The organism is Enterococcus sp. DIV2467a, from assembly GCF_050532945.1.
In the GTDB taxonomy this organism is placed as follows: Bacteria; Bacillota; Bacilli; order Lactobacillales; family Enterococcaceae; genus Enterococcus; species Enterococcus faecalis.
The window spans coordinates 1,879,158-1,905,661 of the sequence record NZ_CP172896.1; the positions used below are offsets into that span (position 1 = coordinate 1,879,158).

24 protein-coding genes are annotated in these 26,504 nt (G+C 36.9%); 1 reads left to right on the forward strand and 23 read right to left on the reverse strand.

Annotated elements, in window-relative coordinates:
• Positions 1-16 precede the first annotated feature (16 nt).
• From IGL80_RS08805 to IGL80_RS08905, 21 genes are all read right to left on the reverse strand, one after another.
• Positions 17-2,167, reverse strand: a complete 2,151-nt coding sequence (locus IGL80_RS08805; protein ID WP_010708228.1) for a glycoside hydrolase family 3 N-terminal domain-containing protein — start codon at positions 2,165-2,167, stop codon at positions 17-19.
• 4 nt (positions 2,168-2,171) lie between these two features.
• Positions 2,172-2,936 (reverse strand): endonuclease/exonuclease/phosphatase family protein, encoded by a 765-nt coding sequence (locus IGL80_RS08810; RefSeq protein ID WP_002360525.1) that lies wholly within the window; start codon positions 2,934-2,936, stop codon positions 2,172-2,174.
• On the reverse strand, positions 2,917-3,834 hold the full coding sequence (locus IGL80_RS08815) for an acetylxylan esterase (protein ID WP_002385975.1): 918 nt from the start codon (positions 3,832-3,834) through the stop codon (positions 2,917-2,919). The genes IGL80_RS08810 and IGL80_RS08815 overlap by 20 nt, the downstream gene beginning before the upstream one ends.
• Entirely contained in the window at positions 3,827-4,420 is a 594-nt protein-coding gene (locus IGL80_RS08820) for a DUF624 domain-containing protein (RefSeq protein WP_002357898.1), read from the reverse strand. The genes IGL80_RS08815 and IGL80_RS08820 overlap by 8 nt, the downstream gene beginning before the upstream one ends.
• 56 nt (positions 4,421-4,476) lie before the next feature.
• Positions 4,477-6,075, reverse strand: a complete 1,599-nt coding sequence (locus IGL80_RS08825; protein WP_002357899.1) for an ABC transporter substrate-binding protein — start codon at positions 6,073-6,075, stop codon at positions 4,477-4,479.
• Positions 6,076-6,092: 17 nt separating this feature from the next.
• Complete coding sequence (locus tag IGL80_RS08830) at positions 6,093-6,974, reverse strand: carbohydrate ABC transporter permease (protein ID WP_002357901.1); 882 nt, start codon at positions 6,972-6,974, stop codon at positions 6,093-6,095.
• Positions 6,975-6,988: 14 nt separating this feature from the next.
• Entirely contained in the window at positions 6,989-7,900 is a 912-nt protein-coding gene (locus IGL80_RS08835; RefSeq protein WP_002382199.1) for an ABC transporter permease, read from the reverse strand.
• A gap of 291 nt (positions 7,901-8,191) precedes the next feature.
• Positions 8,192-9,082, reverse strand: coding sequence for a metallophosphoesterase (locus IGL80_RS08840; RefSeq protein WP_002384670.1), 891 nt, complete (start codon positions 9,080-9,082; stop codon positions 8,192-8,194).
• Between the two features lie 257 nt (positions 9,083-9,339).
• Positions 9,340-10,014 carry an AP2 domain-containing protein gene (locus IGL80_RS08845; protein ID WP_002404492.1) on the reverse strand — a complete coding sequence of 225 codons (675 nt, stop codon included), beginning with the start codon at positions 10,012-10,014 and terminating at the stop codon, positions 9,340-9,342.
• On the reverse strand, positions 9,965-11,455 hold the full coding sequence (locus tag IGL80_RS08850) for a helix-turn-helix domain-containing protein (RefSeq protein WP_002360527.1): 1,491 nt from the start codon (positions 11,453-11,455) through the stop codon (positions 9,965-9,967). Before IGL80_RS08850 ends, IGL80_RS08845 begins: the two co-directional genes overlap by 50 nt.
• Before the next feature lie 411 nt (positions 11,456-11,866).
• Positions 11,867-13,123 carry an NADPH-dependent oxidoreductase gene (locus tag IGL80_RS08855; protein WP_002360528.1) on the reverse strand — a complete coding sequence of 419 codons (1,257 nt, stop codon included), beginning with the start codon at positions 13,121-13,123 and terminating at the stop codon, positions 11,867-11,869.
• Positions 13,124-13,141: 18 nt separating this feature from the next.
• Positions 13,142-13,750, reverse strand: a complete 609-nt coding sequence (locus IGL80_RS08860; RefSeq protein ID WP_002357907.1) for an NADPH-dependent FMN reductase — start codon at positions 13,748-13,750, stop codon at positions 13,142-13,144.
• 26 nt (positions 13,751-13,776) lie between these two features.
• Entirely contained in the window at positions 13,777-14,712 is a 936-nt protein-coding gene (locus IGL80_RS08865) for an FAD:protein FMN transferase (RefSeq protein WP_010708229.1), read from the reverse strand.
• Between the two features lie 219 nt (positions 14,713-14,931).
• Complete coding sequence (locus IGL80_RS08870) at positions 14,932-15,822, reverse strand: helix-turn-helix domain-containing protein (protein WP_002382193.1); 891 nt, start codon at positions 15,820-15,822, stop codon at positions 14,932-14,934.
• 184 nt (positions 15,823-16,006) lie between these two features.
• A complete protein-coding gene (locus tag IGL80_RS08875) occupies positions 16,007-17,335 on the reverse strand; it encodes an amidohydrolase (protein ID WP_085366469.1) in 1,329 nt (442 codons plus the stop codon).
• Positions 17,319-19,103 carry an adenine deaminase gene (locus IGL80_RS08880; RefSeq protein ID WP_002404488.1) on the reverse strand — a complete coding sequence of 595 codons (1,785 nt, stop codon included), beginning with the start codon at positions 19,101-19,103 and terminating at the stop codon, positions 17,319-17,321. The genes IGL80_RS08875 and IGL80_RS08880 overlap by 17 nt, the downstream gene beginning before the upstream one ends.
• Complete coding sequence (locus IGL80_RS08885) at positions 19,079-20,143, reverse strand: ABC transporter substrate-binding protein (protein WP_002357914.1); 1,065 nt, start codon at positions 20,141-20,143, stop codon at positions 19,079-19,081. The genes IGL80_RS08880 and IGL80_RS08885 overlap by 25 nt, the downstream gene beginning before the upstream one ends.
• A 26-nt stretch (positions 20,144-20,169) precedes the next feature.
• Complete coding sequence (locus IGL80_RS08890; RefSeq protein WP_002413403.1) at positions 20,170-21,210, reverse strand: ABC transporter ATP-binding protein; 1,041 nt, start codon at positions 21,208-21,210, stop codon at positions 20,170-20,172.
• Between the two features lie 38 nt (positions 21,211-21,248).
• Complete coding sequence (locus IGL80_RS08895; RefSeq protein WP_002357916.1) at positions 21,249-22,028, reverse strand: ABC transporter permease; 780 nt, start codon at positions 22,026-22,028, stop codon at positions 21,249-21,251.
• On the reverse strand, positions 22,021-22,857 hold the full coding sequence (locus IGL80_RS08900) for an ABC transporter permease (protein WP_002382189.1): 837 nt from the start codon (positions 22,855-22,857) through the stop codon (positions 22,021-22,023). The genes IGL80_RS08895 and IGL80_RS08900 overlap by 8 nt, the downstream gene beginning before the upstream one ends.
• Positions 22,858-23,064: 207 nt before the next feature.
• On the reverse strand, positions 23,065-23,445 hold the full coding sequence (locus tag IGL80_RS08905) for a hypothetical protein (protein WP_002392180.1): 381 nt from the start codon (positions 23,443-23,445) through the stop codon (positions 23,065-23,067).
• A gap of 230 nt (positions 23,446-23,675) precedes the next feature.
• Between IGL80_RS08905 and IGL80_RS08910 the strand changes: the two genes are divergently transcribed.
• Positions 23,676-24,437, forward strand: a complete 762-nt coding sequence (locus tag IGL80_RS08910) for a WxL domain-containing protein (RefSeq protein ID WP_002360535.1) — start codon at positions 23,676-23,678, stop codon at positions 24,435-24,437.
• Between the two features lie 113 nt (positions 24,438-24,550).
• Here the strand turns inward: IGL80_RS08910 and IGL80_RS08915 are convergent, their stop codons facing one another.
• Together IGL80_RS08915 and budA are read right to left on the reverse strand one after the other, a co-directional pair.
• The gene (locus IGL80_RS08915; protein WP_085366467.1) at positions 24,551-25,633 is read right to left on the reverse strand and encodes a PA2928 family protein; all 1,083 of its coding nucleotides are present in this window, start codon (positions 25,631-25,633) and stop codon (positions 24,551-24,553) included.
• Between the two features lie 157 nt (positions 25,634-25,790).
• Complete coding sequence (gene budA / locus IGL80_RS08920) at positions 25,791-26,495, reverse strand: acetolactate decarboxylase (RefSeq protein WP_002360537.1); 705 nt, start codon at positions 26,493-26,495, stop codon at positions 25,791-25,793.
• Positions 26,496-26,504: the final 9 nt, after the last annotated feature.

Here is a 26,504-nt window from a genome sequence, read left to right on the forward strand (position 1 = left end):
ACTTATCCTTCCCATCTTATTCATTTAACGTGACTGTTGCGGTTTGTACATCGCGACTATTTCCACCAATCATTACGATAAATTCACCTGCATCACTGGTTACCTGATTGTCTGAATGAACATAACGCACCATATCCTCTGAAAGAAGAAACTGAACTTCTTTTTCTTCCTTTGGTTCCAGCCAAACTTTTTGGAAATCTTTTAACTCTTTAATTGGGCGAACCACTTGTCCCACCAAATCACGTACATAAAATTGCACGGTTTCCTCTCCAGCGATTGGACTGTCATTTCTTACTAAAACAGAGACCATGACTGGTTGTTCTTTGGTAAATGTTAATGCACTTAGTTGAATTGGTTGATAAGAGAAATGACTATAACTTAAGCCAAATCCAAAGGGATATTTAGCGTAATTAGAGACATCTAAATATTTAGAAACATATTTTTCTTCTGGTGCTGACTCATAAGGACGCCCAGTATTGTCGACATTGTAAAAAATTGGCACTTGACCAACCGTTTCTGGAAACGACATACTTAAACGACCACTTGGATTGTACTGTCCCCACAAAATTTCTGCTAGCGCATTGCCCCCTTCTGTTCCAGGTTGCCAAGCTTGCACAATTCCTTTTGCAACATCTATCCCTTGTAAATCTAAGGGCCGGCCACTGTAGACCGTGACAACAACATTGGGATTTTTCTCAATAATTTGTGCCACTACTGCTAATTGTTTTTCGGGTAGACGAATATCACTGCGACTGGCAGCTTCCCCACTCATCCAATCTGTTTCGCCTAGTGCCACTACTACTTTATCTGCTTGACTAGCTAACGTTAAAGCCTCTTCAATGGCCGCCGCGGTCGGTTCAAAGTAATCAAAGGGTTCTTGGGCAACTAGAAGATTTGTGGTTAATTTTTGGGCCCCAGCCACGAGGGAAATGGTTTCTTCTTTCTTTCCTTGCCATGACCAGGCCCCTAAAATATCTTGTGATTGGGCCCCTGGGCCGACAAGCGCGATTTTTTCTTGCGGTGTAAAAGGCAAAATATTTTCATTTTTTAAAAGAACCATTGATTTTTGAGCAATCTTTTTAGCTATTTCTCGATGTTCTTTGCTTAAAATCACTTCTGCTTCCGCTTGTTCATCCGCACCACGATAGGGATTTTCAAATAAGCCTAGCTCATTTTTTAGTTTTAAAATTCGCATAACTGCTTCATCAATAAGTGTTTCAGCAATCCGGCCTTCTTCAAGTAATTCTTTTAAATAATCTGGATAACACGTGGTCATCATTTCAATATCTACACCAGCTTTGATAGCCAATTCTGCTGCCTGTTTTTCATCTTTGGCAACGCCATGAGGAATTAATTCTTTAATCGCTCCCCAGTCTGAAATCACAACCCCTTCAAAGCCAAATTCATTTCGTAATACGTCTCTAAACAGCCATTGGTTGCCTGTAGCAGGAATCCCATCCACTGTATTGAAGGACGTCATGACAAGTTTTGCACCCGCATCTAATCCAGCTTTATAGCCAGGTAAATACATTTCTCTTAGCTGCCGTTCAGACATATCTACCGTATTATAATCCCGACCAGCTAAGGCACCACCATATGCCGCAAAGTGCTTCACGCACGCGGCTACTCGCCAATTGTCTTCTTTTAAATTTTCTCCTTGGTAACCTCTAACCATTGCAGCAGCTAAGCGGCTGTTGAGTAATGGATCTTCACCTGTTGACTCCATGACACGTCCCCAACGTGGATCGCGCACTAAATCAACCATTGGTGAAAAGGTTACATGTAATCCTGAAACAGCAGCTTCTTTTGCTGAAATCTCCGCCATTTTTTCAACCGCTGCTTCATCCCAAGTGCTTCCTAAAGCCAAAGGAATCGGAAAGATGGTTCTGAAACCATGAATAATATCCGCCATTAAAAGTGTTGGAATATTTAATCGATGATTTTGCATATATTCTTTTTGAACACGTTTTGCTTCGTTTGCACCAGAAACACCCAGTGTTGTCCCAGCCGTATCAATCGTTTCTTGACTTAGTCCTAGCTCTGACATAGGGCCGGTCTTTTCTTCTGCTTTATCTGAATAAAACGCTGCTGCTAATTGTAATAATTGATTAATTTTCTCATCAATCGTCATTTCTTCGACTAATTGAATCAGTTGATTTTCTTTCATACTTTCACCTTTCTTCAATACATACTTCTGCTTCTAAAGGAAAATGGTCGGAGGGAAAACGTCCATCGATACTATCTGTTAAACTTGCGGTTTGCTGTACTTGCCAACCTTTTACATAAATATAATCAATTTCTTCTAATTCCGCCCAAGGTTTTGTGTAAATAAAATTTTGAAATGTTCCTCTTGGGCCATAATGAGTAGCTAAATTTTTGCTATCTTGAAATTTTTTTTGAACAAGTTGATGAACCGCTTCCTCCGACTCTGCATTAAAATCGCCCATTAATAAAGTTGGATACTGTGCAATTTTGTCATGTAACTCCTCTAAGATAACGGTCATTCCTGCTAAACGAGCATGAGCTGAAATATGATCCAAGTGAACATTGATGACTAAAAAAGGCGTATTTTGAGTCGTTTCCTTAAATAGTCCCCACAAAGCAATTCTTGGACAGCCAGCTTCAGGATGGATACTTGGCTGCTGAGGTGTTTCAGATAACCAAAAATACCCTGTATCAATAGCCTGAATTTTTTGTTCGTTATAGAGAATCGCTAGTCCTTCTCCTTGACCATTCCCTTCTCTTTCCGCAGAAAGACAGGTGAATGTTGTATACGCCTTTAAATCCCTGACTTGATTCGGTCGTACTTCTTGAATACAACAAAGGCTCCAATCATGAAAATTGATTAACTGACAAACAGCCTCTTTACGAAAAGACCATTGCCAATCTTGGTCATACTCTGTATCTACCCGGACATTATACGTAGCTATTTTCATTTTTAACCTCCTGCAATAGTTGTTGAATTTGACGCATCTCACGACGGATCTGGGTTGTTTCACCGCCACCATGGCCTTTTTTCCAATACACTCTGACTGCTTTTCTTGCCTTTATCTGATGATAAGAAGGGAAAAAATCTTTCATCGGACATATCGGATCGTGACTCCCAACAGAAGCAAAGACTGGATTTTTAATTTGCGAAACAAAGTGACGACTATCAAAATAAGGAAGGACCGCGGCAATTTTTTCATGCGCTTGAGGATGCTCTTGTAAGTACTGATGAATAATTTGATACGAACCCGTTCCTTCTGCTACTCTATTTTCTAAACAAGAATGACTTGGAACATCTGCAAAAGTAGCTAAAATCGGGAAGTCGACTAAACTGTTCACCATTAACACTACGCCACCCCCTTGGGAACCACCACGAAGAATGATTTGGTCCTGATTAATTTCAGTAAAGGTCCGCACCACTTCTACGCTACGTAAATGGTCGGCAAACAAGCGGCGTTGGTACCAATCTTCTTTGTCTAGAAATCCTCGTCCCATTGGTGCTTCATGCCAAATTGTTTGATATGGCACGCGATCTTTGGTTAATCCCCCTTGACCTCGATTATCAATGACAAAACAAGCACAACCAATTTGTGTCCAATGAGCAAATTGCCAAGGTTCTTGAATATGATTCATATAGCCTAAACAATCAATCACTATTGGCTGTTTCCCCGCCGTTTTAGGAAGTAACAAATAGCCAAAGATGCGCTCACCTAGGAAACTTAAAAAGTCGACCTGTTCCACTTGAACATTTTCCAATGGATAGTCAATGACCCGCCGATGAATATCTAGCGGTATTTTTTGAAGTTCTTCCTTAGTCTTTTCCCAAAACTCAAAATACTCATTCATGTTCCACACCTAACACTTTCTGAAAAAACGCTACTTGAAGAAAAGCCGTTGTCCCGAATCCTAACGCAATATATAAAAACAAATTAAGCTTATAGAAAAAAACAAACGTTAAAAGAGGTAAAATAAACAAAATAATCGCATTTGCACTATTACTTAAGACCACATAAACCGTCTCACCTAGTGTCTTTTTAACGGACCAATTAAAAACGGAAAAGAGAAAAAGAAAACTCGTCAAAAATAATGCAACAAAACTTAATAGAAAAATAGCTAAGAAACCTAAACTAGTGGCTATTTTAAATAAACTTGTTACGACAATACCGCCCAGTAAAAAAGCAACGAACAAGACACCTGTTAAAATAAAACCTCGCATGATGTTATTTTTTAATGCTGTCCAAAACGTTCGCAAAACAGGAATATCTTTTTCACGATACAAACGATAGATCGTTCGATACAACGCAATTAAGCCGACACCGCTAAAGATGCCTGTTATACAGGTAATTAAAAAGAGAAAATTAATAATGATCAAGTTGGCAATAAAAGAAAAAATCCGATAATACCAACCTTCATATGCAAATAGCTTATTCATATTAAAAGAGAAAAGCGGATTTCTCGTTGCTTTATCCGCTTTTCTCTCCTCCTCTCTTACTTAAGTTTGTCTCTGTTTTCCGCCATTTTCTCAGATTTTATTTTTTCAATTGCATCCCATTTATTTGATTTTAAGAATGCTTTGTAGTCTTCTAAAGATTTGTCAAAGGCTTTATCATCTTTCGCACGAATCATTGAAATAACGGTTGTATTTAGTTTGGTTTCAATCGCTTCATTCGCCCGAGCTTCCGGCGTTCCTGCATCTGGATTAATATTTTCAATTACGAAATGTGGGACTAATTTTCCTTTGCCCCATTCTTGCATTTGCGTTAAAGCACTTTCCATTGGCACTTTTAGTTTATTGACACGGTCGTTGTTAAAGTATAGGAAACGACTAATGCCATATTTTTTGTTGTAGGCATCATTGTCTGTTTGTTCTAATTTTTTCACTTCTGGTAAATAATCAATTTTTCCTTGATCATTGTACGCATAAGTAACTCCTTCAACACCATATTTTGTTAAAATTTGTCCCGGTTCATCAATTAAATATGTGAATAGTTGAGTGACTTTCGCTGGATCTTTCGCATCTTTCGTAATGTAATTACTTAACCAACCTGAAATGCCAGTTTGATTTAATGTTGGTTTTCGGCCAGAAGTGCTACTTGGTCCATCAATGGCTATATAACGTGTGCCAGATTTTTTCATAAATTCTGTGAAGTTCCCACCTTGACCACTGGTTCCAGCAACGAGCATGGTTGCATAATTTCCTTGTTTCACTTTTTCATCAAACGTTGCCCCATCATCTGTGAAGCTATCATCACTAATATTGCCTGCTCGGTAAACATCATTAAATGTTTTTAACCATTCTAAGTATTCTTTATCTAAATTTCGATCATAGTATTTACCATTTTTATCCTCTAAAGGAACACCTAAGAAGTCTTGTAATTTGTCTAAAAATGGTCCTGCACCATCGCCCACTGTGGTGAAGCCCATTGGGGTCATCTCAGGATATTTTTCTTTAATCTGTTGCATGACTTTTTCAAAATTTTCTGGTGTTGAAACGTCTGGCTTGCCTAATGCATTATAGACATCTTCACGAATAACAAAATTATCATTTACTGGGATATTTCCACTTTCATAATCCGCTTTTGTATTAGAGTAATTAGGGTAACCATATGTTTTTCCATCCTCTAAGGCATACCATTTAAACGTATCTTGGTTAACAACTTTCATTAAATAGGGGTCATATTTTTTAGCTAAATCGTTTAAAGAATAGGCCCAAGAATCTGCTTTCAATGCTGCTTGTCCAGTTTTTTCAGTTAATGTCACGATATCAGGCATATCTCCACTTGAAATCATGGCATTTAATTTTGAATCATCGCCGGAAATAAATTCAATATCCACATTTAAGTCTTTTTTAATCTGCGCAGTGGTCACGTCTTTTCCAAAAGGCAGCGCCGTCCAATCTGAGTTAATATACCATTTAATCTTGGTCGGTTCTTTCTTCTTATCTAACTTCCAAGCAGGCGTCTTTTCATCTAATTCATACCGATCCTTAATTGAGACATCTGAGCTAGCTTTCTTTTCCCCACCGCTACATGCCGCTAAACTAACGACCGCCGTTGCCACCAATAAACCGCCTAAAACTTTTTTCATATTGTTCCCTACTTTCTTTATTCTTTTACTGCACCGGCCATCATACCGCCGATAAAGTGTTTTTGTAGTAATGGATAAATGATTAAAATTGGTATCGTTGTAATGACAATTGTTGCCAGCTGAACACCACGTGTCGTTGCCTGCACCACCATATCTGTACTGCCGCTCTCTGTCATGGTACTCAAGTTTGATTGAACAATAATTTCATAAATTTTCATCTGCAATGGATACAGATATTCTTTGGTAATATATAATTTCGTGGTCATAAAGTCATTCCATTGACCTACCCCATTAAATAAAATAATGGTGGCTAATGCCGGTTTTGTTAAAGGTAAAAAGATTTTATAAAAAATTTGAAACTCACTGGCGCCGTCTATTTTGGCGGATTCTTCTAAAGATGGTGGAATTTCTCGGAAAAAGTTCATTAAGATAACTACATCATAATAGCTAAATAAAGCTGGAATGATATATACCCAGAAGGTATCTAAGAGTCCTAATGACTTAATCAAAAGATACGTGGGAATCATGCCCCCACCAAAGTACATTGTAATGACACCCATCGTTGTATAAATGTTACGCCCGACTAGTCTAGATTTACTAAGTCCATAGGCGACAATTGCACAGAACAGCGTATGCGTCGACGCACCGATGACTGTTTTTAAAACAGAAATCAAAAACGCTCGCGGAATGCTACTATCCGAAAAAACTTTCCGATAATTTTCTAGCGTAAATCCTTTCGGCCATAAAACCAAGCCTTTACCGGCTAAACCCGAACTTGACGAAACTGAGGAAACTAAAATATTCCAAATTGGCACGATAATTAATAAAGAAAACAACACAAGAATTAACGTATTGAAAAAGTAAAACCATTTGTTTTCTTTTGATTTTCTTTTAATCACAGCTGTTGCCTCCTTTATAAAATAACCGACCGACCATTGTTCATTTTTCTAGTAATGCGATCTGTAATGACTAATAAAACAATTGAAATAACAGAAATCCCTAAACCAACTGCCGTCGCATAAGAAAAGTCCCCTTGCGTTAGCCCCATACGATAAACAAATGAATTAATTACTTCTGATTTGTTTTGGTTTTGAGCATTCATTAAAACCAACGTTTGATCTAAGTTCGATCCCAATAAACCGCTAACATTTAGAATTAAGTTCAACGAAATAATCGGCGCTAATAAGGGCAAAGTAATCGTTCGGATTTGTGTTAATTTTGAAGCACCATCAATTCTCGCCGCTTCATAAAACGTTGGATCAATACGAGACATGCCAGCAAGATAGAGAATCGTGCCCCAACCTACTTCTTTCCACAAATCAGAAAGAACAGCAATCCACCAATACTTATCAGGATCTAACAAATGATTGACGCCCTGATTCATTAAGCCTAACGACATCATGACTTGGTTGATAAAGCCATTTGTTGAAAGCCACGAAATCAACATCCCGCCTAAAACGATCCAAGAAAAAAAGTGCGGAATATAAGAAATTGTCTGAATCACTTTTTTTAAATGTCCATCTCTCATTTCAAAAATCATTACCGCTAAGATAATCGGAATAGCGAATCCTAAAAAAAGTTTCATTAAACTAATCGCTAAGGTATTACGAACTGCTTCCCAAAAAAAACTATCTTCCATAATGATTCGAAAATTTTCAAGTCCAACCCATGGTGCAGAAGAAACCGTATCAACAATCGTATAATTTTTAAAAGCAATGATAATTCCATAAATTGGAATGTAGTTAAAGACAATCATGAATGCTACACCCGGAAGTACCATCCAATGCAATTGCCGCTGATCATAAAACTTTTTTAGTTTTTTCATAAGCAGGGTTCCTTTCTTTTTAGTGAAACGTTTCTACAAACAGATTATACATTCACTTCAAACAGTTGTAAACCCTTACATTACGGTTTTATTTAAAAATAACAGCATTAAAAAGCGCTATAGACCATTTATAAAGAAATTATTTTCCCTGATTCTTTTTCCATAAAAATACTCTTTTCTAGATATTTTAAAGCATTTTATAGAAACGTTTCACCAAAATATGAACACCTTTTTCTTAAAAATAATTCTGTTAAATAACAGAAAAAAGTCTGGTCGGATTGACCAGACTTTTTAAATATAGATAGTAAAATGTGTAATTTCAGGGATCACCCCAAAACGGGCATGAATGGCGGTCGTTCCTAAGCCTGTATTAACATATAGTTGCGTTTCTTGGTCCAACTGATACAATCCTCTGGTATACTTTTCTGCTAAAACATTTGTGATTGGATAAAAAGGAATCCAAATTTGTCCGCCATGGCTATGTCCTGCTAAAACTAACTGTGTACCCGTACCAACAAATGCATCCGCGACATCTGGTTCATGGGTCATTAATAACGCATAGTCATACGTTTCTCGATAGGATAATGTTTCTGAAACGGAAGGATTTCCTAATAACGAGTCATCTAAACCACCAATAAAAAGACGGCGTCCATCTGCTAAGGTTACTGTTTCTCCTTGGTTTTTCATAACGGTAAAGCCACTGGCCTCCATGACTTCATCATACACCGCAGAAGCACCGCCACCATAATCATGATTTCCCCAAACTGCATATTTTCCAATTGTCGCTTGCAACTGTTTTAACTTTTCAATCATCGGTTCTTTTTGTTGCGGATTTTTGGCATAATTGTCAAATAAATCACCTGTAAAAACGATAATATCTGGTTTTTCACGATTAACTTTTTTTATGACTTTATCTAACCGCTTCGTCTCATAAAATTCTGAAACTTGTATATCCGAAAGTTGCACAACATTCAATGGTTCTCGTTGATTTTTCTTTCCCAAAGTCACCTGATTAACGTGAACTAAATTCGGCTCAATCTTCCACGCATAGATTGGGAGTGCGATAATTAAGAAAAAAAATAAGAGCATTATACTTAAACCAATTTTTTTAACCACATCACTCGCTCCTTTCTTTTCTTTGATTTCCGAAGACTTAGTATAGAGAAAAATCTTCTTAACCACAATCTAAAACAAAGGAAATTAAGGCTTTGTTAAACAACCTAAAGAATTTCCACAATCTCTTATCCTTTTCTTAGCTTTTTTATAAAAAAAGCTAGATAATTTCATCTGTCGATGAAATTATCTAGCTAGAACATTCTTCTCTTAATGATGATGTTTTCGAAACGTTTGATAACCAATTAAGCAAAATAAAATCCCCAATAAAATCATTCCAGTTACTGAAAATAAGCCTGCTAACATCTTTCGCATCCTCTCTGTTGCTAAACTTCCTTATTTGTAGTCACTATTTCTTGTTGTAAAATTGGTTGAAATAGACGACGTTCTGCTAATTTTCTTGCTAAAATTGCTTCACTTTTTTTCGTAAAGATACCTAAGTTATGGCGCTTGCCTTTCAAAGAGATATAAGCCAGCCATTTCCCAGAAGCGGTCTGGCTCACCCCTTTGTGTCCACTGCTATTATTTTTGGGGCGTTTACTTTGTAACTTCCCTGGAATTACGCCAGCAACTCTTTGTCGGTAATCCTTCTTTTTACGATGACCGCAACTTTTGGTATGGCCATTCAACAAATTTTCACAGCGAACCCAGCAAGATTGTCCGCACGAACACAGACAATACGCTTTCATTGTCTGTTGAATACTTTCGATCCGTACCACGACTAATTCATGATAGTTTTTTTTCAACATTGTTTGATAGCGATGGTGCGCACATTTGGTTCGATACCCACGAATTAGTTGTCTTCTTGAAGCTTCTGTATAGCTCCCACAAGAACAGCGACAGGTCCAAACAATTAGCCCTTCTTTTCTTTTTACCGTTGGTGCTACTACTGTCAACTCACCAAACTTTTGACCAGTTAAGTCTTTATAGTTAACTGCTTGTCTCAATTGACTATCCTTCGTATTCTTGTTCTCGCCACATCTCGATTGGGTCTCTCTCATAGTGCTCATTTTTCTGAGTCTCTCCCTTTCTTAGTTCTCTGACCACCTCAGCAAATACTTGCCAATCTTTTGTTTCCGGCAAATGACGCCATGTCAATTGACGACACCGTACTTTCGAACTATAAAAATCGGACAAATACAAATCGGTTTCTAAGGTTAATTTGTGATCAATCATCACATCCATATAATTGAAAGAAGCAATAATTTTTGCAATAAAGCGGTTATAATCCTCCCCACCAGAAAAATCAACAAATACATGAATCGTTTTTTCAATTGCGCAAAAAGACCGATCATTTAACAAACAAAACATAAAATCATAGTATAGATGCACGCGTTCATACATTAAAAATCGTTTTTGATACAGCGACTCTGTCTTTTGTATAAAACCATCTAAGGCGCGATGAATTTGAGGAAACCGCTCTTCAAAGAAACTGCTCTGCTTGGCGGGAAGAAATGCAGCCACTGAAAAGTATAGGCGGTCCCAGCGATAACAAATCAACTTTAATTTTTCTTTTGTTTCCACCGTAATTCGCTTTTCAAAGAAAGGAATAACACTATTCATATGATCAATAAATTCGTCTAACATGGTTAACTTATCTGGAAAAACAATCGGACTATCAATGTATTCATTTAAACTTAAAAAAAGAAAAATATATGAAGTCTCTTTGCCAAAATCCTCTTTAAAAAGAGGGGTTTCGCTTGTATAAATTTTTTCAAACGCATGCTGTAAACAGCTAGGCACATGAACTTCCGTAAAAGAGTCCACTACATGATCAGAAAATACACGAAAACGTTGAATCGTTAAAAGAATAAATAGTTGTGCGCTTTGATTAAGACTAAACGTTCTTTGATACATCAATTGTAGATCGTTTATAAATTGTTTAATACCAGGACTATTTTCCAGCAAAATGTTAGGCAGCCTTTCTTGATTACTTCCATAAAAATAATACAAGCATTGAAAACAAAAACTTCGGATATTTTTCTCTTCTCCAACCAAGCCTGTTGACTTTAATTTAATACGCCAATTAGCTAAAATCAGATTTAGTTTATACGAGAAGGCATAAATTTTGCTTTTGCTCATAAAATGAATTTGAGAAAATTCTTGAATCGTGTGCTTTTGATAGAGGCCCACATCAAGAAGCAACTTGGCCATTAGTGATTGATCAAAATAATATTTTCTTAAGGCTTGATAATCAATTTGCGATAATTTTTGCGCACTAATCAGTCCTTTAGCTGGAAAAAGAATTTGACTCCTTGAAGAAATCTGTGTACATTCATAATTTATTTGACGACACAACGATTCTAACTTTTGAGTGGATAAATCAAAATATCCATAAAATTCTTCTTTTAATAATGGACCTTCACTATTCATAAAAGTTTGATAAATAAGTAATTTATCTCGGAATTCTTGGTCTAATAATTCATCTAACAAAGTAGTCACATTTTCAACTCCAAACTATCACGCCTTAAGTATCTATTTTTTTAACAAGACGTGAGTGTCAATCTTGCTTATTTTTTCCACAAATTTAAAAATGATTCTTTCAATATTTAGGAATCTTCATAGAAAAGTATTATTTTAACCAAAAAAAGCCCCCTTGCGTCACCAAGGAGGCTTTTTTTGTTATTTTTTTACTTTAAATTTAAAGAAAAGCTGATTTGTTTGACTAATTTTCTGTTTCTTTTCTAGCCTATTCGTCAAAAATGATTGAAACTTTTGGTTCGTCTTCTATACTATCTTCCTATAAAGTTCTTACTCTTTTAAGTATCAGCTTCTGTCAATAAAAGTCCTCATTTGGCATTGCTAATCTGAATACAGTATGACTACTTGTTGCCGCTATTTTTTGCTGTTATTTTACTCTTTAATTGAAGCGCTAGAAACGCTGTCAACTGTTGGCTTTTCGGTCGCTGACTCTTCTTCATGGACTGATGCACTTGAGACACTATCTGCCGTTTCTGGCGCTTCTTTTTTGGAGGCACCACTGACTGCATCGACGTTTTTTCCACCGACTAATTCTTGCCCAGTTTGTTTTAAATACCAATCAACAATTGGTTTAAAGTCTAAAATATACTCATTAATTCCCGCGTAATTTCCATTATCATCATACATCGCTTGATAATTATGCACTACATAGGTATCTGGTCCGTGCATTGGAACATGAACGCGAATAGCATCTGTTTTTCCTGACCGTAATTGTTGAATCACCCATTCTACATTTTTCAATGCTTTTGGCGGATGGCAATTCGCTAATGGATTACCAACTTGTCCTGGTTGCCGTTTAGCAAACATTTCTTCAGCAGCCATTTTTTTATTGTAATATAAAAATTGATTGTTACTGTCTGCATAAGTCAATTCCATTGGCATTGATTTTAAGAAATAATTTAGCTGATCTACGGTTAAAATGCCTCGATCTAATTTTACGTATGTGTCGCCTTCCACAGCCTGAACCGCTTCTGCTGCTTGTTCTACCCAATCATCTGCTGCCATATCAACCCCTTCGATCGTTGTTTCAATGGTTCCTTTTGCATGTAAATCTTCAGGTAAGTCTTTTGGCTTAGCCCCTTCTAATTTTGAAATCACATCAATGAATTCCACGAATTTTTGTAATGTGCTTTCTAAAAATTGACGTGTTCCCTCCGCAATTAAGTTGCCGTTTTCATCAAATGCTTCTTTCGCTTTTCCTAATAAAAACTCGTTCCCAGGCATCACGATTGCATTGACACCAGGTGCATCAAGAATTTGACGGAGATGTAATTGCGCACGCGAGGTTCCTTGATCATAATAAGAGCAACCAACAATCATTACTGGTTTATTTTCCAGCGGATGAATTTTGAATGATAACCATTCTAACACACTTTTCAAACCGGCAGGAATGGTATGGTTATGTTCGGGCGTCGCAATAATTACGCCGTCTGCTTGTAAAATTTTGCGATTCATATTCTGAATCAAGACACTGTTCGTTTGATCCTTACTTTGATTAAACATTGGAATATCTTTAATTTCTAAAATTTCCAAGTCGAACATTTTATAAAACTCTTTGCCAATATATTGCAGTAGTAACCGATTATAAGAAGAATCAGCGTTTGATCCGACGATCCCAATTAATTTCATTTTATTCACTCCATTTCGTTAAATCGTTTCCCATGAGAAATTTTCTGCTTCTTTTTTATTTTGCGCATGCGCATGTTTCAGCTGTTCTGTAATTTCAATAAATACACAAAAATCTGCAAACAGACCAGCTAGTTTATCTATTTGTTCTGAATCTTTTAACGCATTGTTTTCATCAAAAGCTTGTAAGGAATGCGCTAATAGAAATTCAGAGCTTGGCATAATTCGTGCTTTCAATTCAGGAGCATCTAAAATTTGACGCAGATGCGCTTGTGCTCTAGAGGAACCTAACGTGCCATAGGATGCACCAGTAATCATAACTGGTTTATCAACAAACGGAAAAATCCCGTAAGATAACCAACTTAGGGCATTCATCAAAGAAGCCGGCACCGCATGGTCATATTCAGGCGTACTGATAATGACGCCATCTGCTGCTTCAATTTTTTCAGCAACCGTTTTAACTATTTCTGGCAAAACTTTGTCTTCTGGCTTGTTAAACATAGGAAAGTCAACAATTTCAACTAGTTCAATGTCAGCCTCCTGCGCAAAATAGTGTTGCATAAATTGCAAAAGTTGACGATTGGTTGATTGCTCTGAGTTCGTTCCTACTAAGCCGATAATTTTTTTCATAATGAGCTGTCCTTTCTTTTTCGGTTCTATGAATGGATAATGTGAAGAGTATCTGCTAACCCGCTGCTATATAAAATTTGCTGGTCTTGTGTAATGATGACTCCTTCAATCCCATCTAGTTGATTGAGGATTTCAAGCGCTTCTGGAATTGGATAACCAAATAAACGCGTTGTCCAAATCTCACCATCCACTGAAGCATCCGAGATAATTGTGATGCTGGCCATTTCAGTTTCCAATGGGTAACCGGTTGTCGGATCCAACAGATGGTGATAGAATCGCCCAGCTTCGGATAAACTTCTTTCATAAATGCCCGACGTCACAACCGATTGATTAGCCACTTCGACAAGTAAGCTGATTGTTTCTCTGGATTCTTGCGGATTGCGAATACCAATTCGCCATTTTTTGTTTTGATGCGTAGAGGGCCCCAACGTCACAATATTGCCGCCCAGATTAATCAAAGCAGACGTCACATGGACTTCTTTCAAATAGGCAATTAGTAAATCAGCGATATAGCCTTTTGCTAAAGCCCCCAGATCTAATTTCATTCCTTCTTCTTCCAAAAAAACCGTTTGTTTTAAGGGATTTAAGTGAATCTTTTCTGGATTAATTTTTTTCAAACAGGCTTTAATTTCCTCTTCTGACGGGACACGGGCATCTTTAAAACCGATTCGCCATGTTTGAACTAACGGGCCAATGGTAACATTCAAATGACTAGCTGGATCACAACTATGTTTTTTCCCTAATGCAATTAATTGATACAACTCTGGATGAACGCTGACTGGTTTTTGCCCAGCTTGTTGATTGACAGCCATCAGTTCCGAAGTTGAATCATTTGCACTAAAGCGTTGTTCATAAGTGATCAATCGTTGATGCACTTCTTCTAGAATTTTTTCAGGTTCTTCATGGTCTACAAATACATCTATTACTGTGCCCATCAAATAAATAGTTTGACTTTGTTGCACCTCAAGACTTCCTCTCCACGAAAGATTGTGTTTTATTTCACATTTATTCACAAATGAATCATACGCCTTTATTTGATGCCAGTCAAGTCGTTTATATATTTTTTTATATAAAATAACGACCTTAAAATTTTCATTTAAGGTCGTAACGTGTCTTGAACTCTTTTAAAAAACGCTTTTTTTATTATATTTTGAAAATAAATATATAATTTTCTATATAAACTAATTATTCTTAGATAAAATTGTTTCTTTCAATGTTTGAATTGCTTCCAACAAGATGCGATTTTTATTGATTTTTGCATACGCGCGGGCATCTTGTAGTAGTTCTAAAATTTGCTCTTGCGGCTTTTCTTCAGCTAAGGCATTTTTCGCAAGCTGGAAAGCTGCTCTTGCCAAGTAATACGTGACGTGATTATCAGAACAGATGGAAATCGCATACTCTAACAAAGCATCACTTGTTTCTAAATCGCCTTTTTCTGCATAAAAAACACCACAGTGAAAGACAACATTTAATACTCGCCAAGTATCTTCCATTGATTGAATAGTATAAAGATAAATTTCCTTGAAGACCTTATTGAAATAAAATTCGGCTTTCTCAATTTCGCCTTCTTTGGCATAGGCCATGCCAATTCCAGTAAAAGCTAACAAACGGTAAATATCGCTCGTGTATTTTTGCTCTTCAAACAGAAGTTTTTCAAAGGTAAATAAGCAATCCATCAACGAAGCATTTTGAAAAATCATGACAAAGCCTTGTAAATAATAATATTCTAATAACAGTTGGGAATCTTTGATTTCATCAAAAGGAATATTTTTTAAAATTGTTTGCAATTGGTCATGTTCGCTGGTAATCAAGAAGAATTCTGCTTCTTCCATTTTTTCAAGAATTTCAGGTTGTTTAATACCTACGCGCGGGAAGAGTTCCCCCAAAGGTAGCTCTAAACGATTACATAGTTGGATCAATATTTTTAAAGTTGGGACTTGACCATTCTTTTCAAAGCGACTAACCGTAACTTGCGTACAAATCCCTTTAGCTAATTCACTTTGCGACAAACCACGTGCTTTGCGTTTTTCTATAAACCGTTGTATATTCATTGCTTTTCCTCTCATTCTCATCTTCTCAAACTTACTATAATACAACTTACCTTAAAAATATATATAGAAAAAGAAAAATGTTTATAACAAAAAAGAACACAGACAACTCTTTCATTAAAAGTTTGTCTGCGCTCTATTAGAACCTGAATCACTAAACGTCAATCCAGCGTTATTTAATCAATCCGATACGTCCTACTTGTTCTGTTTAGAGAGCTGCTCTTTTTTTAGCTTCTTTCACAAACGTATTCATGGCCTGATATAATTTTTCCTTGATTTCTTTGAGATTAGCTTGTTGTAATTCTTTATTGGCAACTAACTGTTGACCGTTCACCCAAACGGCTTCAACATTGCTAGCATTTGCTGAATAAACCAACGCTGAATAGGCATCAAAAATCGGAAACATATTAACTGATTGCGTTTCAATTAATGTTATATCCGCTTTTTTGCCCACTTCCAATGAGCCGACTTGCTCCGCCAAGCCTAACGTTTTAGCGCCCCCCATCGTTGCCAGATAAACAATTTCTTTAGCAGGAAACAAAGAGCGATCTTGGTGTGCTGTCTTATGAAAATTCGCAACCATACGCATTTGGGTGAATAAATCTAATGTATTCCCACTACTAGGTCCATCCGTGCCTAAACCGACAATAATCCCTTGATCAAGCATTTGCTTAATCGGCGCTACGCCTTTGGCTGATTTAGTATTCGCACCGATACAATGAGCGACACGCGCTTTTCCATTAGTAGCAGCTAAACTCGCAAGATCTTCATCTGTTGCCAAAATACAATGCGCTAAAATAAACGGCTCGCTCAAATAACCCAGTTCTTCTAAGAAAGCAATTGGTGTTTTTTGATAGGCTTTTTCAAACTCAGCCATTTCATAAGTCATTTCAGCAACGTGCATGGTCACAGGAACTTGGTATTGCCGACTAAGTTCAATAATTTTCGCCAACACTTCTGGTGAATTGGTATTCGGTGCATGTGGCGCAAGTATAGGCGTAATCAACGGATGGCCTTGCCACTTGCGAATAAAGGTTTCCGCGTAAAAAAGACCGCCTGAAGGTTCTGGACTATCACAAGTGGGCATATCAATGATCGTCTCTCCGAGCAAAGCACGAACACTCATTTTTTCACAACTTTTAGCAATTTCATCTTCAAAATAATACATATCACAAAAGCTCGTAATACCACTCAGTAACATTTCAGCAATTGCATAATCACTACTGCATCCTACTAATTCTTTTGTCATGAATTGTTCTAATGGAAAAAGAAAACGCCGGAGTCGATCTGGCACATCGTCTCCTAACGAACGAAACGGAATCATGCCTGCATGGGTATGGGTGTTAATCATCCCAGGTATTAAAATTCCATTTTGGCCATCGATTACTTGATTTGCAGCCACTCGCTTTTCATCAAGTGTGGTCATTGATGCTAATTCCACAATTGTGTCTTCTTCAATCACTAAATAGCCGGCTTTGATTTCTGAAAATTGCTCATCCATTGTTAGTATATGCACATTTTTAATGAGTGTTTTCATGCAAAAGAACTCCATCCTCTGGAAAAACTAATGGATAGAAACGTTGTGACTTCGTATCCATCATCCCAAAATCTGTCACTTTAATGGCTGGCGAGACAGGCAATGATAGTGTGGAAAAGGACATGATTTCATTCATATTTTGATAGCCTAACGCTTGCATAGCTTGTCGAACTTTTTGTAAAGAAGCGCCTAATTGTTCAATCGGTGCTTGCGATAAAATCCCACCAATTGGTAAAGGACAAGTTGCCATCACTTGCTGATCCGAAGCAACCAAATAGCCGCCTTGCATCGCTAATAATTCATTCTGCACTAACAGAATATCCTCAATCGTATTACCCATCACCATTAAATTATGATGATCATGGGCCCAGGTTGTCGCAATGGCTCCTTTCTCGGAAAGGGGTTGATCCATTAAAGAAAAAGAAATATTGCCATTTTTTCCGTAACGTTCCATCACAATTAATAAGGCACAGTTGGCTTTTTGCCATTGCAACAATCCATTTTCAACAGGAATTTCTTTTGTAATTCGCTCTGTAAATGTGCCAATTTCTTGTTTTTGAATCACATTACAACGAACTGTTTCTTTTGTTGTAGCCACCTTTAAAAGTAAATCTTCTTCTGTTAACCTTTTACATTGGATGGTTTGTTGATAAGTGGCTGGAAACTCTTCGATTTTTTCTGGATAATGGAAGGGCTCGCCTTTTTCAAAAACGACCTTTCCAGATTTATAAACCGTATTAATATCAAAACTTTCTAAGTCATTTAATAACAAAAAGTCAGCTTTTTTACCAGGTGCAATTTCGCCACGATCATGGAGACCCATTCGTTTGGCCGGCGTATAAGTTGCCATATAAATGGCTTTTTCGATAGGCAATCCTGCATGAACGGCTTTTTTGACATTTTCATTTAGATGACCTTTTAGCAAATCATCAGCCATCACGTCATCCGTGATAATACTTGCATAATTGTAGAAGTCATTGTCTACTATCACCTGAATGTTTTCAGGAGTGATTGATTTATTTTGAAATTGAATAAAGACGCCCGCTTCAATTTTTTCTTTTAACGTTTTAGGAAATTGATGGGTATGATCTGAAGTGATACCGCTATATAGAAAATCTGCTAACTCTTGATCTTCGATTTTAGGACAGTGGCCTTCTAAAGGCATGGTTGGTCGTTGTTTTTGGCACAAATCGATAATTTGACGAATTAAAGAATCTGGCTCATAGGAAATCCCTTTAAAATTCATGGCTTCCCCTAAACAAATCACTTTTGGTTCTTTGAGTAATTCTGCTACTTCTGCTAAGCCGATAATCCCACCAGTTGTTTCTAATTCGGGAGTGGTCGAAGGAACTGAAGAAGGAATTGCGTGAAAGATATCTAGTTCTGTTTCAGCGGCCATAAAAGCTTTTAAGCCTTCTAAGCCAAATACGTTAGCCATTTCATGGGCATCGGCAATCACCGTTGTCACACCGTAACGCACTACTGCTTTGGAAAAAATAGTAGGTGTCGTCATGGAACTTTCAATATGCATGTGTGCATCAATTAAGCCGGGAATCATCCATTGATTCTCGGCATTAATTGTTTTTTTGGGCTGCAAATTGACGTTCTCTTCTTCATAAATGTAATAAAATTTATCATTTTTAATCGCAACATTTCGTTGAACGAATGTTTGAGTGACTGTTTGATACAGCCACACATTTTTTAGTAATACATCGACGTTCATTTTGTCCCTCTTTTCTAAAACTATTGATTCATCGTCCGATTCCATTGATCAATCCAATCCGCTAGTTGACTATTAATAAAATTAAAATCGACTGTTTTGGCACGTTCGGCAATGGCACCATATGTTTTATTTTTCGCTTCTTTTTCGCTTAACGTTACTTGTTGATTTGTAGGTCCTTCATTTAATGAAATCGCTTTGGCCTTTTGTGATTCTTCACTAATCCGTGCGTTAACAAATTTAAAGGCGGTTTCTTTGTTTTGTGCTTTTTTAGGAATATTGACTGTATTATAGTTGGCATACGTGCCGCTTTCTGGGACGACATACGTCACGTTTTCTGCTGCGCCTTGAATAATATCAACCGCAAAATCAGCAACCACAGCTGCTTCAATTTCACCAGATTGGAACATATTAGCTAAGTCTGACGATTTTGAATACGTTTTAACAACGTTTGGTTTTAATTCTTTCATCGCTTCAAAAGCGGCCTTCCCGTTATCTTTTGTAATATCTTGACCAGCATGTTCACTGGCAACGTATAACATTAAAGGACCTGCCGTCGTGGCAACGTCTGGAACAGAAATTTTACCTTTCAAATCAGCTGACCATAAGTCATCCCAGTTCTTAATTTCTTTGCCTAATTTTTCTTTGTTGTAAACAATCCCGATACTGTTTACAGCGATTGGTACGCCAGCACCACTTTCAAAAACCTCTTTTGCTCCCGGCGTTAACTGACTTAAATTAGGTACTTCTTTTTCTGTAATTTTTTCAAATAACCCTTCTTTTCCACCTTGTGCTGCATTTGCTTGTGCTAATTCAATGACATCAATTCCCGCATTGGGATTATTTTTTAATTTCGTAAAGCGGTCTGCGCTATTGCCTACTTCTAAGGTAACTTTCGCTTCATTCTCTTTTTCAAACGGAGCGATAATGTCTTTTTTGACAATATCTTCACTTAATCCGAAAGTTGAAACGACTAAAGCATTACTTCCACCTTTGCTCTCGCTTTTCGTAGTTGCTTCGCTGTTTCCACAAGCAGTCATTAATAACGTTGCAGCGACTAATGTCCCTAAAATTACGCGTTTTTTCATTTTTAAATCTTCCTCCAAAATGGTTTTTATTTTTCTAAAATAACTAATTTCTCAGCTGGAAAAGCCAAGTGAATGGTTTCGTTTGTTTCATATAACTGTTCACTTGTTCCATTAACCAGCAATGTACCTAACGCTGTTTCCACTTCATATTGATAGCTTTTCCCTAAAAATGTTCGGACAGCGACAGTACCTGCGACAGTATTAGTAGCAGCTTCTGAAACAATCTCGATGTCCTCTGGACGAATCGTTGCCACTGTCGTTGTAACATTTGGTTCAGGATTAGTCGTTTTCACTATTTGATTTGTTTGTGTCCGATAATGACCGGCTTCCATTTTTTCGACAGAGAAAAAGTTTTCAAAACCGATAAATTCAGCGACAAACTTAGTACGAGGCAAACGATAAATCGTTTCTGGTGAATCATATTGTTCAATCACGCCATTATTCATAATGGCCACTTTATCTGAAATAGAAAAACATTCTTCTTGGTCATGTGTGACAAAAACTGTCGTAATGCCTAATTGTTGTTGAATCCGTTTGATTTCAATCCGCATTGCCACTCGCAATTTTGCATCTAAATTACTCAACGGTTCATCTAGTAGTAATAGTTTAGGTTCAATAATCAGAGCACGTGCTAGCGCAACCCGCTGTCTTTGACCACCAGATAATTGTTTTGGATAACGGTCGCCCAAGCTTTCTAAACCACATACTTTTAGCATTTCCGTGACTTTTTGGTCCATGGTTTGTTTGTTTTCTTTGCGTAATTTCAGCCCAAAAGCGACATTTTCTGCAATCGTTAAATGGGGAAATAACGCATAGCTTTGAAAAACCATCCCGAAGTTTCTTTTATGGACAGGAACCTTTGTTAGTTCTTCTTGGTCAACGAAAAACTGTCCGTCGTTTGGCTTAATTAATCCAGCAATCACTCTTAGCGTAGTCGTTTTACCACAACCACTCGGTCCTAATAAAGAAACTAACTCTCCTTTTTCCATTGAAATATTTAAATCTTTTAAAATATCTTGTTTTCCGTCATAGCTGACGCGAATATCTTTTAAATCCACAAAAGTCAAAATTTTCTCCTCTTTCTATCTCGTGCTTCTTCCATGTTTTAGGCAATGGAAGCTAGTCCCAACGTTTTTTCAATTAAAAACATTAAGCCCATTGTTAGTAGCATCAACAATACAGAAATTGCTGAAACAGTTGGATCATAATTGTATTCCATATAACTTAATAAAGAAGTAGGCAGCATCGTCACACCGGGACCTGATAAAAACATCGATACAGGAACATTGTTAAACGAATTGACAAATGCTAACATAAAGGCTGCAAAAATTCCTGAAGACACATTGGGTAAAACAATTTGAATAAAAGCTCGCAATCTTGTACAACCTAATGTCCAAGCTACTTCTTCCATTGAATAATCTAGTTGTTCCATACTTGACCCAACCACTCGAATAATATAAGGCAAACTAATTAAAAAATGCCCCATTAATAATCCTTGAAAGACAGGCAAACCTAATTTAATAACAATATATTGAAATAACGTATACCCGACCACAATTCCTGGAATCACAGTTGGGGATAAGAAAAAGCTTTTAATAAAGTTGCGCCCACGAACGGAATAACGTGCCAGCGCATAGGAAGCTGGAATCCCTACTATTAATGCTAAAACAGTCGCTAATACCCCAATCAACAAGCTTAACTTAAAACTGTCCATAAACGTTTCCGATTGTAATGCTTTGGCGTACCAATCTAAAGTAAATCCTTTAATCGGAAATTGAATCGCTGCGGCTGTTCCAAAAGAAGTCACCACAATCAAACATAATGGTAAAAATAAAAACAGAAAAACTAGAATTGCAATAACAGATAGTCCTTTTTGCTTACGCATGATTTGCTTCTCTCCGATCTACTTTCTTAGCGACCATGTCTAGGCCTTTCATCACAATTAATGTTGTTAAAATCATAATAAATGCAAGAACACTCGCCGATTGCCAATCACCTAAAGTATTAGCCTTTTGATATAAGAAGGTCGACATCATCATTTTTTGGTTACCACCTAACAGCTGTGGCGTCGTATAAGCCGTTAAAGTTCCTGTAAACACTAATATACTTCCTACGATGGTGCCTGGAATTGATAAAGGTAAAACAATTTTCCGAAAAGCCGTCATTGGATTGGCGCCTAGCGTCTCAGCCGCTTCTAGCATTTCTCCTTCAATGTTTTCCATAACCCCAACTAAGGTCATAATCATTGTTGGTAAAAATAAATACACTGAACCGATAATAATTGCAAATTCTGTATACAATAAATTCAGCGGTTGCTCAATTAAGCCTGTTTTTAATAACAACGTATTCACTACACCGTTTTTTCCTAAAATGTTAATCCAAGCAAAACTTCGAATAACTGAATTGGTTAATAATGGAAACAAGGTCATAGCCATTAAAAAGCCACGCCATTTTTTGGAAACCCCAGCAATAAAGTATGCCGTTGGAATGCCCAACACGATTGAAATACCCGTCACAATTAACGAAACTCTTATCGTTCGCCAGAAAATTGAAACATTATAGTCATCTTTAAAAAAAGTAACATACTGATTTAGTGTCAAGCCATGATCAGTAAAAATGGTTGGCAAAATGCTAGTAATTAATGGAATCATTAAGAAAAATAATAATAGTACTAGCCCCGGTGCCACAATTAAATAAGGAACTTTCTTGTTCATTCGTACACTCCTCGTTCGTTTTTTCACTTCATCAGTATACGCAAGGAAAACGTATATTTCAACACATTTTCATCTTTTTGTTCGTTTTTAAACCCGAACGTTCGTATATTTTTTCGAAAAAGGTTATTAAAAAATAAAACACGAACATTAAACAAAAAAACACAAACAAGACTGTTTGTGTTTTTTGTCAACTTTTTTATTTATCACTTAATTTTCTTGGAACGTTTGATCCTTTTCCATCATTTTCACTATAATACCATCTTGATACACCTGATAATATCCGAACAATTCATTCTCTTTTGAGACACTATTCTTTTCAGATATAATTTGAACAACATAACTTCCTTTATTTGACTGCTTAAACGTATAATGAAACGCCGAGTCATTCGTTGGTATCCCTAAACCATTTTGTAAAAATTCAATCGCTTCCTGTTTAGTATAAGATTCTGCTTCTAATTGCGTTCCTAAATGCGGATTTTTTTGATCAACAAATTGTCTTGCTTTGTCATTATTAGCAGACTTTTCTATAACGACTTCCTGTTGCGAATTCCTACTTCCTGAACAGCCAGATAATACAAATAAAATCATCAACAACCCGAAACACTTACTCAAAGTTTTCTCCTCCTCTCCATTTTGATTAGTGATACTTGATGATTTCTTTTATATTTTAGCATGCTTGATATAACGAATTGTGCTCAAAAAAGACAGAATCAACAAGTAAAAATTGTCGACTCATCTTTCTCTACTAATATTAAACACTATCTGTCTCAATATTTTCGAATTCCCTGTAAATTACTGATAAATAAAAACAGCTCCTTTTGCGTATACTTATATTATCAGCCCCTAAAGGAGGAACTTTCTTGAAGCAAAAAAATCTACTCACTTATCAATCACTTGCAGCCTTGTTGCTAGTATTCAGTCTCTTTAGTTTTGACCCATCGGTTTCTTTTGCCACCCGTTCTGGAAAAACGCCCGTTTCAGTTGAACTAGAAATTGGAGGGCTGCCTGGTGATGAATCGGTTGACGATGCCATTTATCCTGATTTAGAAAATCCTAACACTAGTTTTGACTTGCTCTTTATTCCGAAAGAATTTACTTTTGAAACCCAAGCGATTTCTGGTGATTTAACGGCAGTTCCTATACGACCTTCTGAAGGCAATACTCATACAATGAGACACTTCGGGATGGGGGATGTTCGCGGAGCCTTAACTGGTTGGCATGTCACTGCTGAAATCCCACACATGCGAAACGAAGCTCATTCTTTACTAGGCATCATTACGTTTCAATTAACAGGCGGCTATGCTCGCTATGACAAAACGTTAAGGCGTTTCTTTATGACAAATACAATGTATGGACTGGATTTTTCAGAAGATCCTGCTGCACCCGACTTCCCGACCAACCCAATTATTATCTGTAACGGTGCGACTTTAATGAGTAACGCTGGTGATAGAAAAGGACAAGGAATGTGGAGCGGCCGCATGACCGATATTTCTCTTGCAATCCAAACCCCTGTTTCACAATTATTTCCTGGCGCATATACAGGTTCGATTATCTGGAATTTAATCTCTGGACCTGCATAAAATAAAAAAGCGCTTAGAAAACTAGCGGAATCACTACTCTTCTAAGCGTTTTTTTATATCATAAGGACTATTTGCTCCTTCTATTTGTCTAAGCATGCTTTACCACTTTTCGTTTAACGAATCACTTGGCCCCAACGGTAATCAAACTGATACTCTTGATTACCATTATTCAGGTTAATTTTGTATAAATAACGCGGGACTTTAATGAATAACGCATCCTCTACTTGAAAAGCTTCAATAGGTACATTTTCTTTAGTTAAAAGCAACGGTGTTTGCCACTCGTATGTTTTTTTCTGCCAATTGTATAAGCCAACTATCGCTTGATTACTTTGTCTTTTCTTGTATGACAGAACATAATAATTTGCTTCATCTTTCTTGCCTAATAAAACTGGTGCTATTAGTTGCTCTTCTAGTTTTCCTTGCACTGTTGTACGCTCTTCCGATGACAGCTTTTGACCAATTTGACTCTCATTTGAATCTACCGTCCATTTAGGCGCTTCTTGTGTTTGAAAGACTTCTTTGAAAGTTAGGTCTTGTTTTAACTGCCAATTTTTCAAATCTAATTGATAATATCGATTGTTTAATCCATAAATATAGAGATAGCGATTATCCATAAAACGATAATCAACGAAATCAGAGCTTAAATAGTCTTTTAATTCAGGGAATTTCTTCACTAAATCCGCTTCAGAAAACTGTTTTTTCCCTGTTTTTGTATCGAGTAAGTAAATGGCCTCGTTATCAGCATTATTCAAAACCACATATTGATCTGTTTGACCAATTAAATAATCACGCCAGCCTAAACGTTTACTCCACATTCGTTCGCCCGTCTGACTATTAACAGAAATCACTTGGAACAATGAGTTACTGGTGCTAATGCCATTCGTTCGTCCATTCGGAATAATCATTCGCTCTATAGAAGTTAAGCCTTTCGTTTTTTCAGAATAAAACGTCGCACTTTTCTCTTCAACCGTTACTGAACGAAACATTCCGAAAAATATCAAACCAGCAAAATGTACCACTGCAAGATAAACCAATAAAATTAACGCATAGGGAACCAGTCTCCTTGTACTCCGCCTTCTTATTAAGGAAATAACCAAAATACCACTAATTACTATAAAAATAATTGCTACAATGATAACAAAAATATCATGATAGAGCCAACCAGATAATTGCCAACTTCTATAAAGTGTGTCCATTACGCCATCCTTTCCAATTGTTATTTGCTTATTATAAAAAGGATACTATTTTTTTTTGAAAAATAACAACAAAAAGCGACGAACAGCAATAAGCCCATTCAAGTTGACTAACTAGGTCAACTTGAATGGGCGTGGAGAAATGTGCCTTGTTATTCAGTTATTCCGCTTCTTCAATTGCGGACAAAGCTTTTGCAATATCAATTTCTTTATTCCGATAATCAGCATCATGAACTGGAAAATGCTGCCGCAATTCTGCTGTTTCCATCCACGAAACAGTCCCTTGTTTAATGCCAAAATTAAGAATGTGCCCACCAAATTGGTGATCCTCACTGATAAAGTGCAAATGAAACCCTGCGGCAGAGGCACCATGAAATAATTTAGGTGTAAAGAACCCTACAACTGTTCCCTGAATATTCTCCGCTGTAAATTCAGGTTGATTGCGTGCGGCTTCTACAAATGGTGGATACGGTTTTTCTTGTTTAGGTGCCACACGGACATGCATCTTCGCAAAAAGACCGCTAATTTTAATTGCCGCAAAAAAATTAGGACTAATTTTTTCTAAAATTTGTGCTTTAATATTTTCATCGGTTTCTGTTGATACAGGGAATGCGCCATCTTCTTGAAAACGAGTAACTGCGGCATATGGCGTTAATTCTTCGCCTTCTAGAATAGTAATTTCGCCAGTTTGATTTGCATGATACAATGTACCGTCCAATAAAATAATTTCGCCATTTGAGCCTTCTAATGTCCCAATTCCAAAATCACCTTGCGTGAGTAACGTACCAATTTCTGCCGTTCCTGCCATCAAACTTTCCATTAAACCGCCTAGCGTACCATGTTGATAAACATATTGTTCGCTCATTTTTCCATC

Bases quoted from the DNA above. Each gene is read 5' to 3' on its own strand.
- IGL80_RS08895 (WP_002357916.1), bottom strand. From the start codon at position 22,028: ATGCGTAAGCAAAAAGGACTATCTGTTATTGCAATTCTAGTTTTTCTG.
- IGL80_RS08855 (WP_002360528.1), bottom strand. From the start codon at position 13,123: ATGAAATTAATTGGGATCGTCGGATCAAACGCTGATTCTTCTTATAAT.
- IGL80_RS08845 (WP_002404492.1), bottom strand. From the start codon at position 10,014: ATGAGAGAGACCCAATCGAGATGTGGCGAGAACAAGAATACGAAGGAT.
- IGL80_RS08915 (WP_085366467.1), bottom strand. From the start codon at position 25,633: ATGGACACACTTTATAGAAGTTGGCAATTATCTGGTTGGCTCTATCAT.
- IGL80_RS08810 (WP_002360525.1), bottom strand. From the start codon at position 2,936: ATGAAAATAGCTACGTATAATGTCCGGGTAGATACAGAGTATGACCAA.
- IGL80_RS08875 (WP_085366469.1), bottom strand. From the start codon at position 17,335: ATGAAAACACTCATTAAAAATGTGCATATACTAACAATGGATGAGCAA.
- IGL80_RS08905 (WP_002392180.1), bottom strand. From the start codon at position 23,445: ATGATTTTATTTGTATTATCTGGCTGTTCAGGAAGTAGGAATTCGCAA.
- IGL80_RS08815 (WP_002385975.1), bottom strand. From the start codon at position 3,834: ATGAATGAGTATTTTGAGTTTTGGGAAAAGACTAAGGAAGAACTTCAA.
- IGL80_RS08870 (WP_002382193.1), bottom strand. From the start codon at position 15,822: ATGAGAATGAGAGGAAAAGCAATGAATATACAACGGTTTATAGAAAAA.
- IGL80_RS08900 (WP_002382189.1), bottom strand. From the start codon at position 22,857: ATGAACAAGAAAGTTCCTTATTTAATTGTGGCACCGGGGCTAGTACTA.
- IGL80_RS08885 (WP_002357914.1), bottom strand. From the start codon at position 20,143: ATGAAAAAACGCGTAATTTTAGGGACATTAGTCGCTGCAACGTTATTA.
- IGL80_RS08880 (WP_002404488.1), bottom strand. From the start codon at position 19,103: ATGGAATCGGACGATGAATCAATAGTTTTAGAAAAGAGGGACAAAATG.
- IGL80_RS08820 (WP_002357898.1), bottom strand. From the start codon at position 4,420: ATGAATAAGCTATTTGCATATGAAGGTTGGTATTATCGGATTTTTTCT.
- IGL80_RS08805 (WP_010708228.1), bottom strand. From the start codon at position 2,167: ATGAAAGAAAATCAACTGATTCAATTAGTCGAAGAAATGACGATTGAT.
- IGL80_RS08825 (WP_002357899.1), bottom strand. From the start codon at position 6,075: ATGAAAAAAGTTTTAGGCGGTTTATTGGTGGCAACGGCGGTCGTTAGT.
- IGL80_RS08860 (WP_002357907.1), bottom strand. From the start codon at position 13,750: ATGAAAAAAATTATCGGCTTAGTAGGAACGAACTCAGAGCAATCAACC.
- IGL80_RS08835 (WP_002382199.1), bottom strand. From the start codon at position 7,900: ATGAAAAAACTAAAAAAGTTTTATGATCAGCGGCAATTGCATTGGATG.
- budA (WP_002360537.1), bottom strand. From the start codon at position 26,495: ATGAGCGAACAATATGTTTATCAACATGGTACGCTAGGCGGTTTAATG.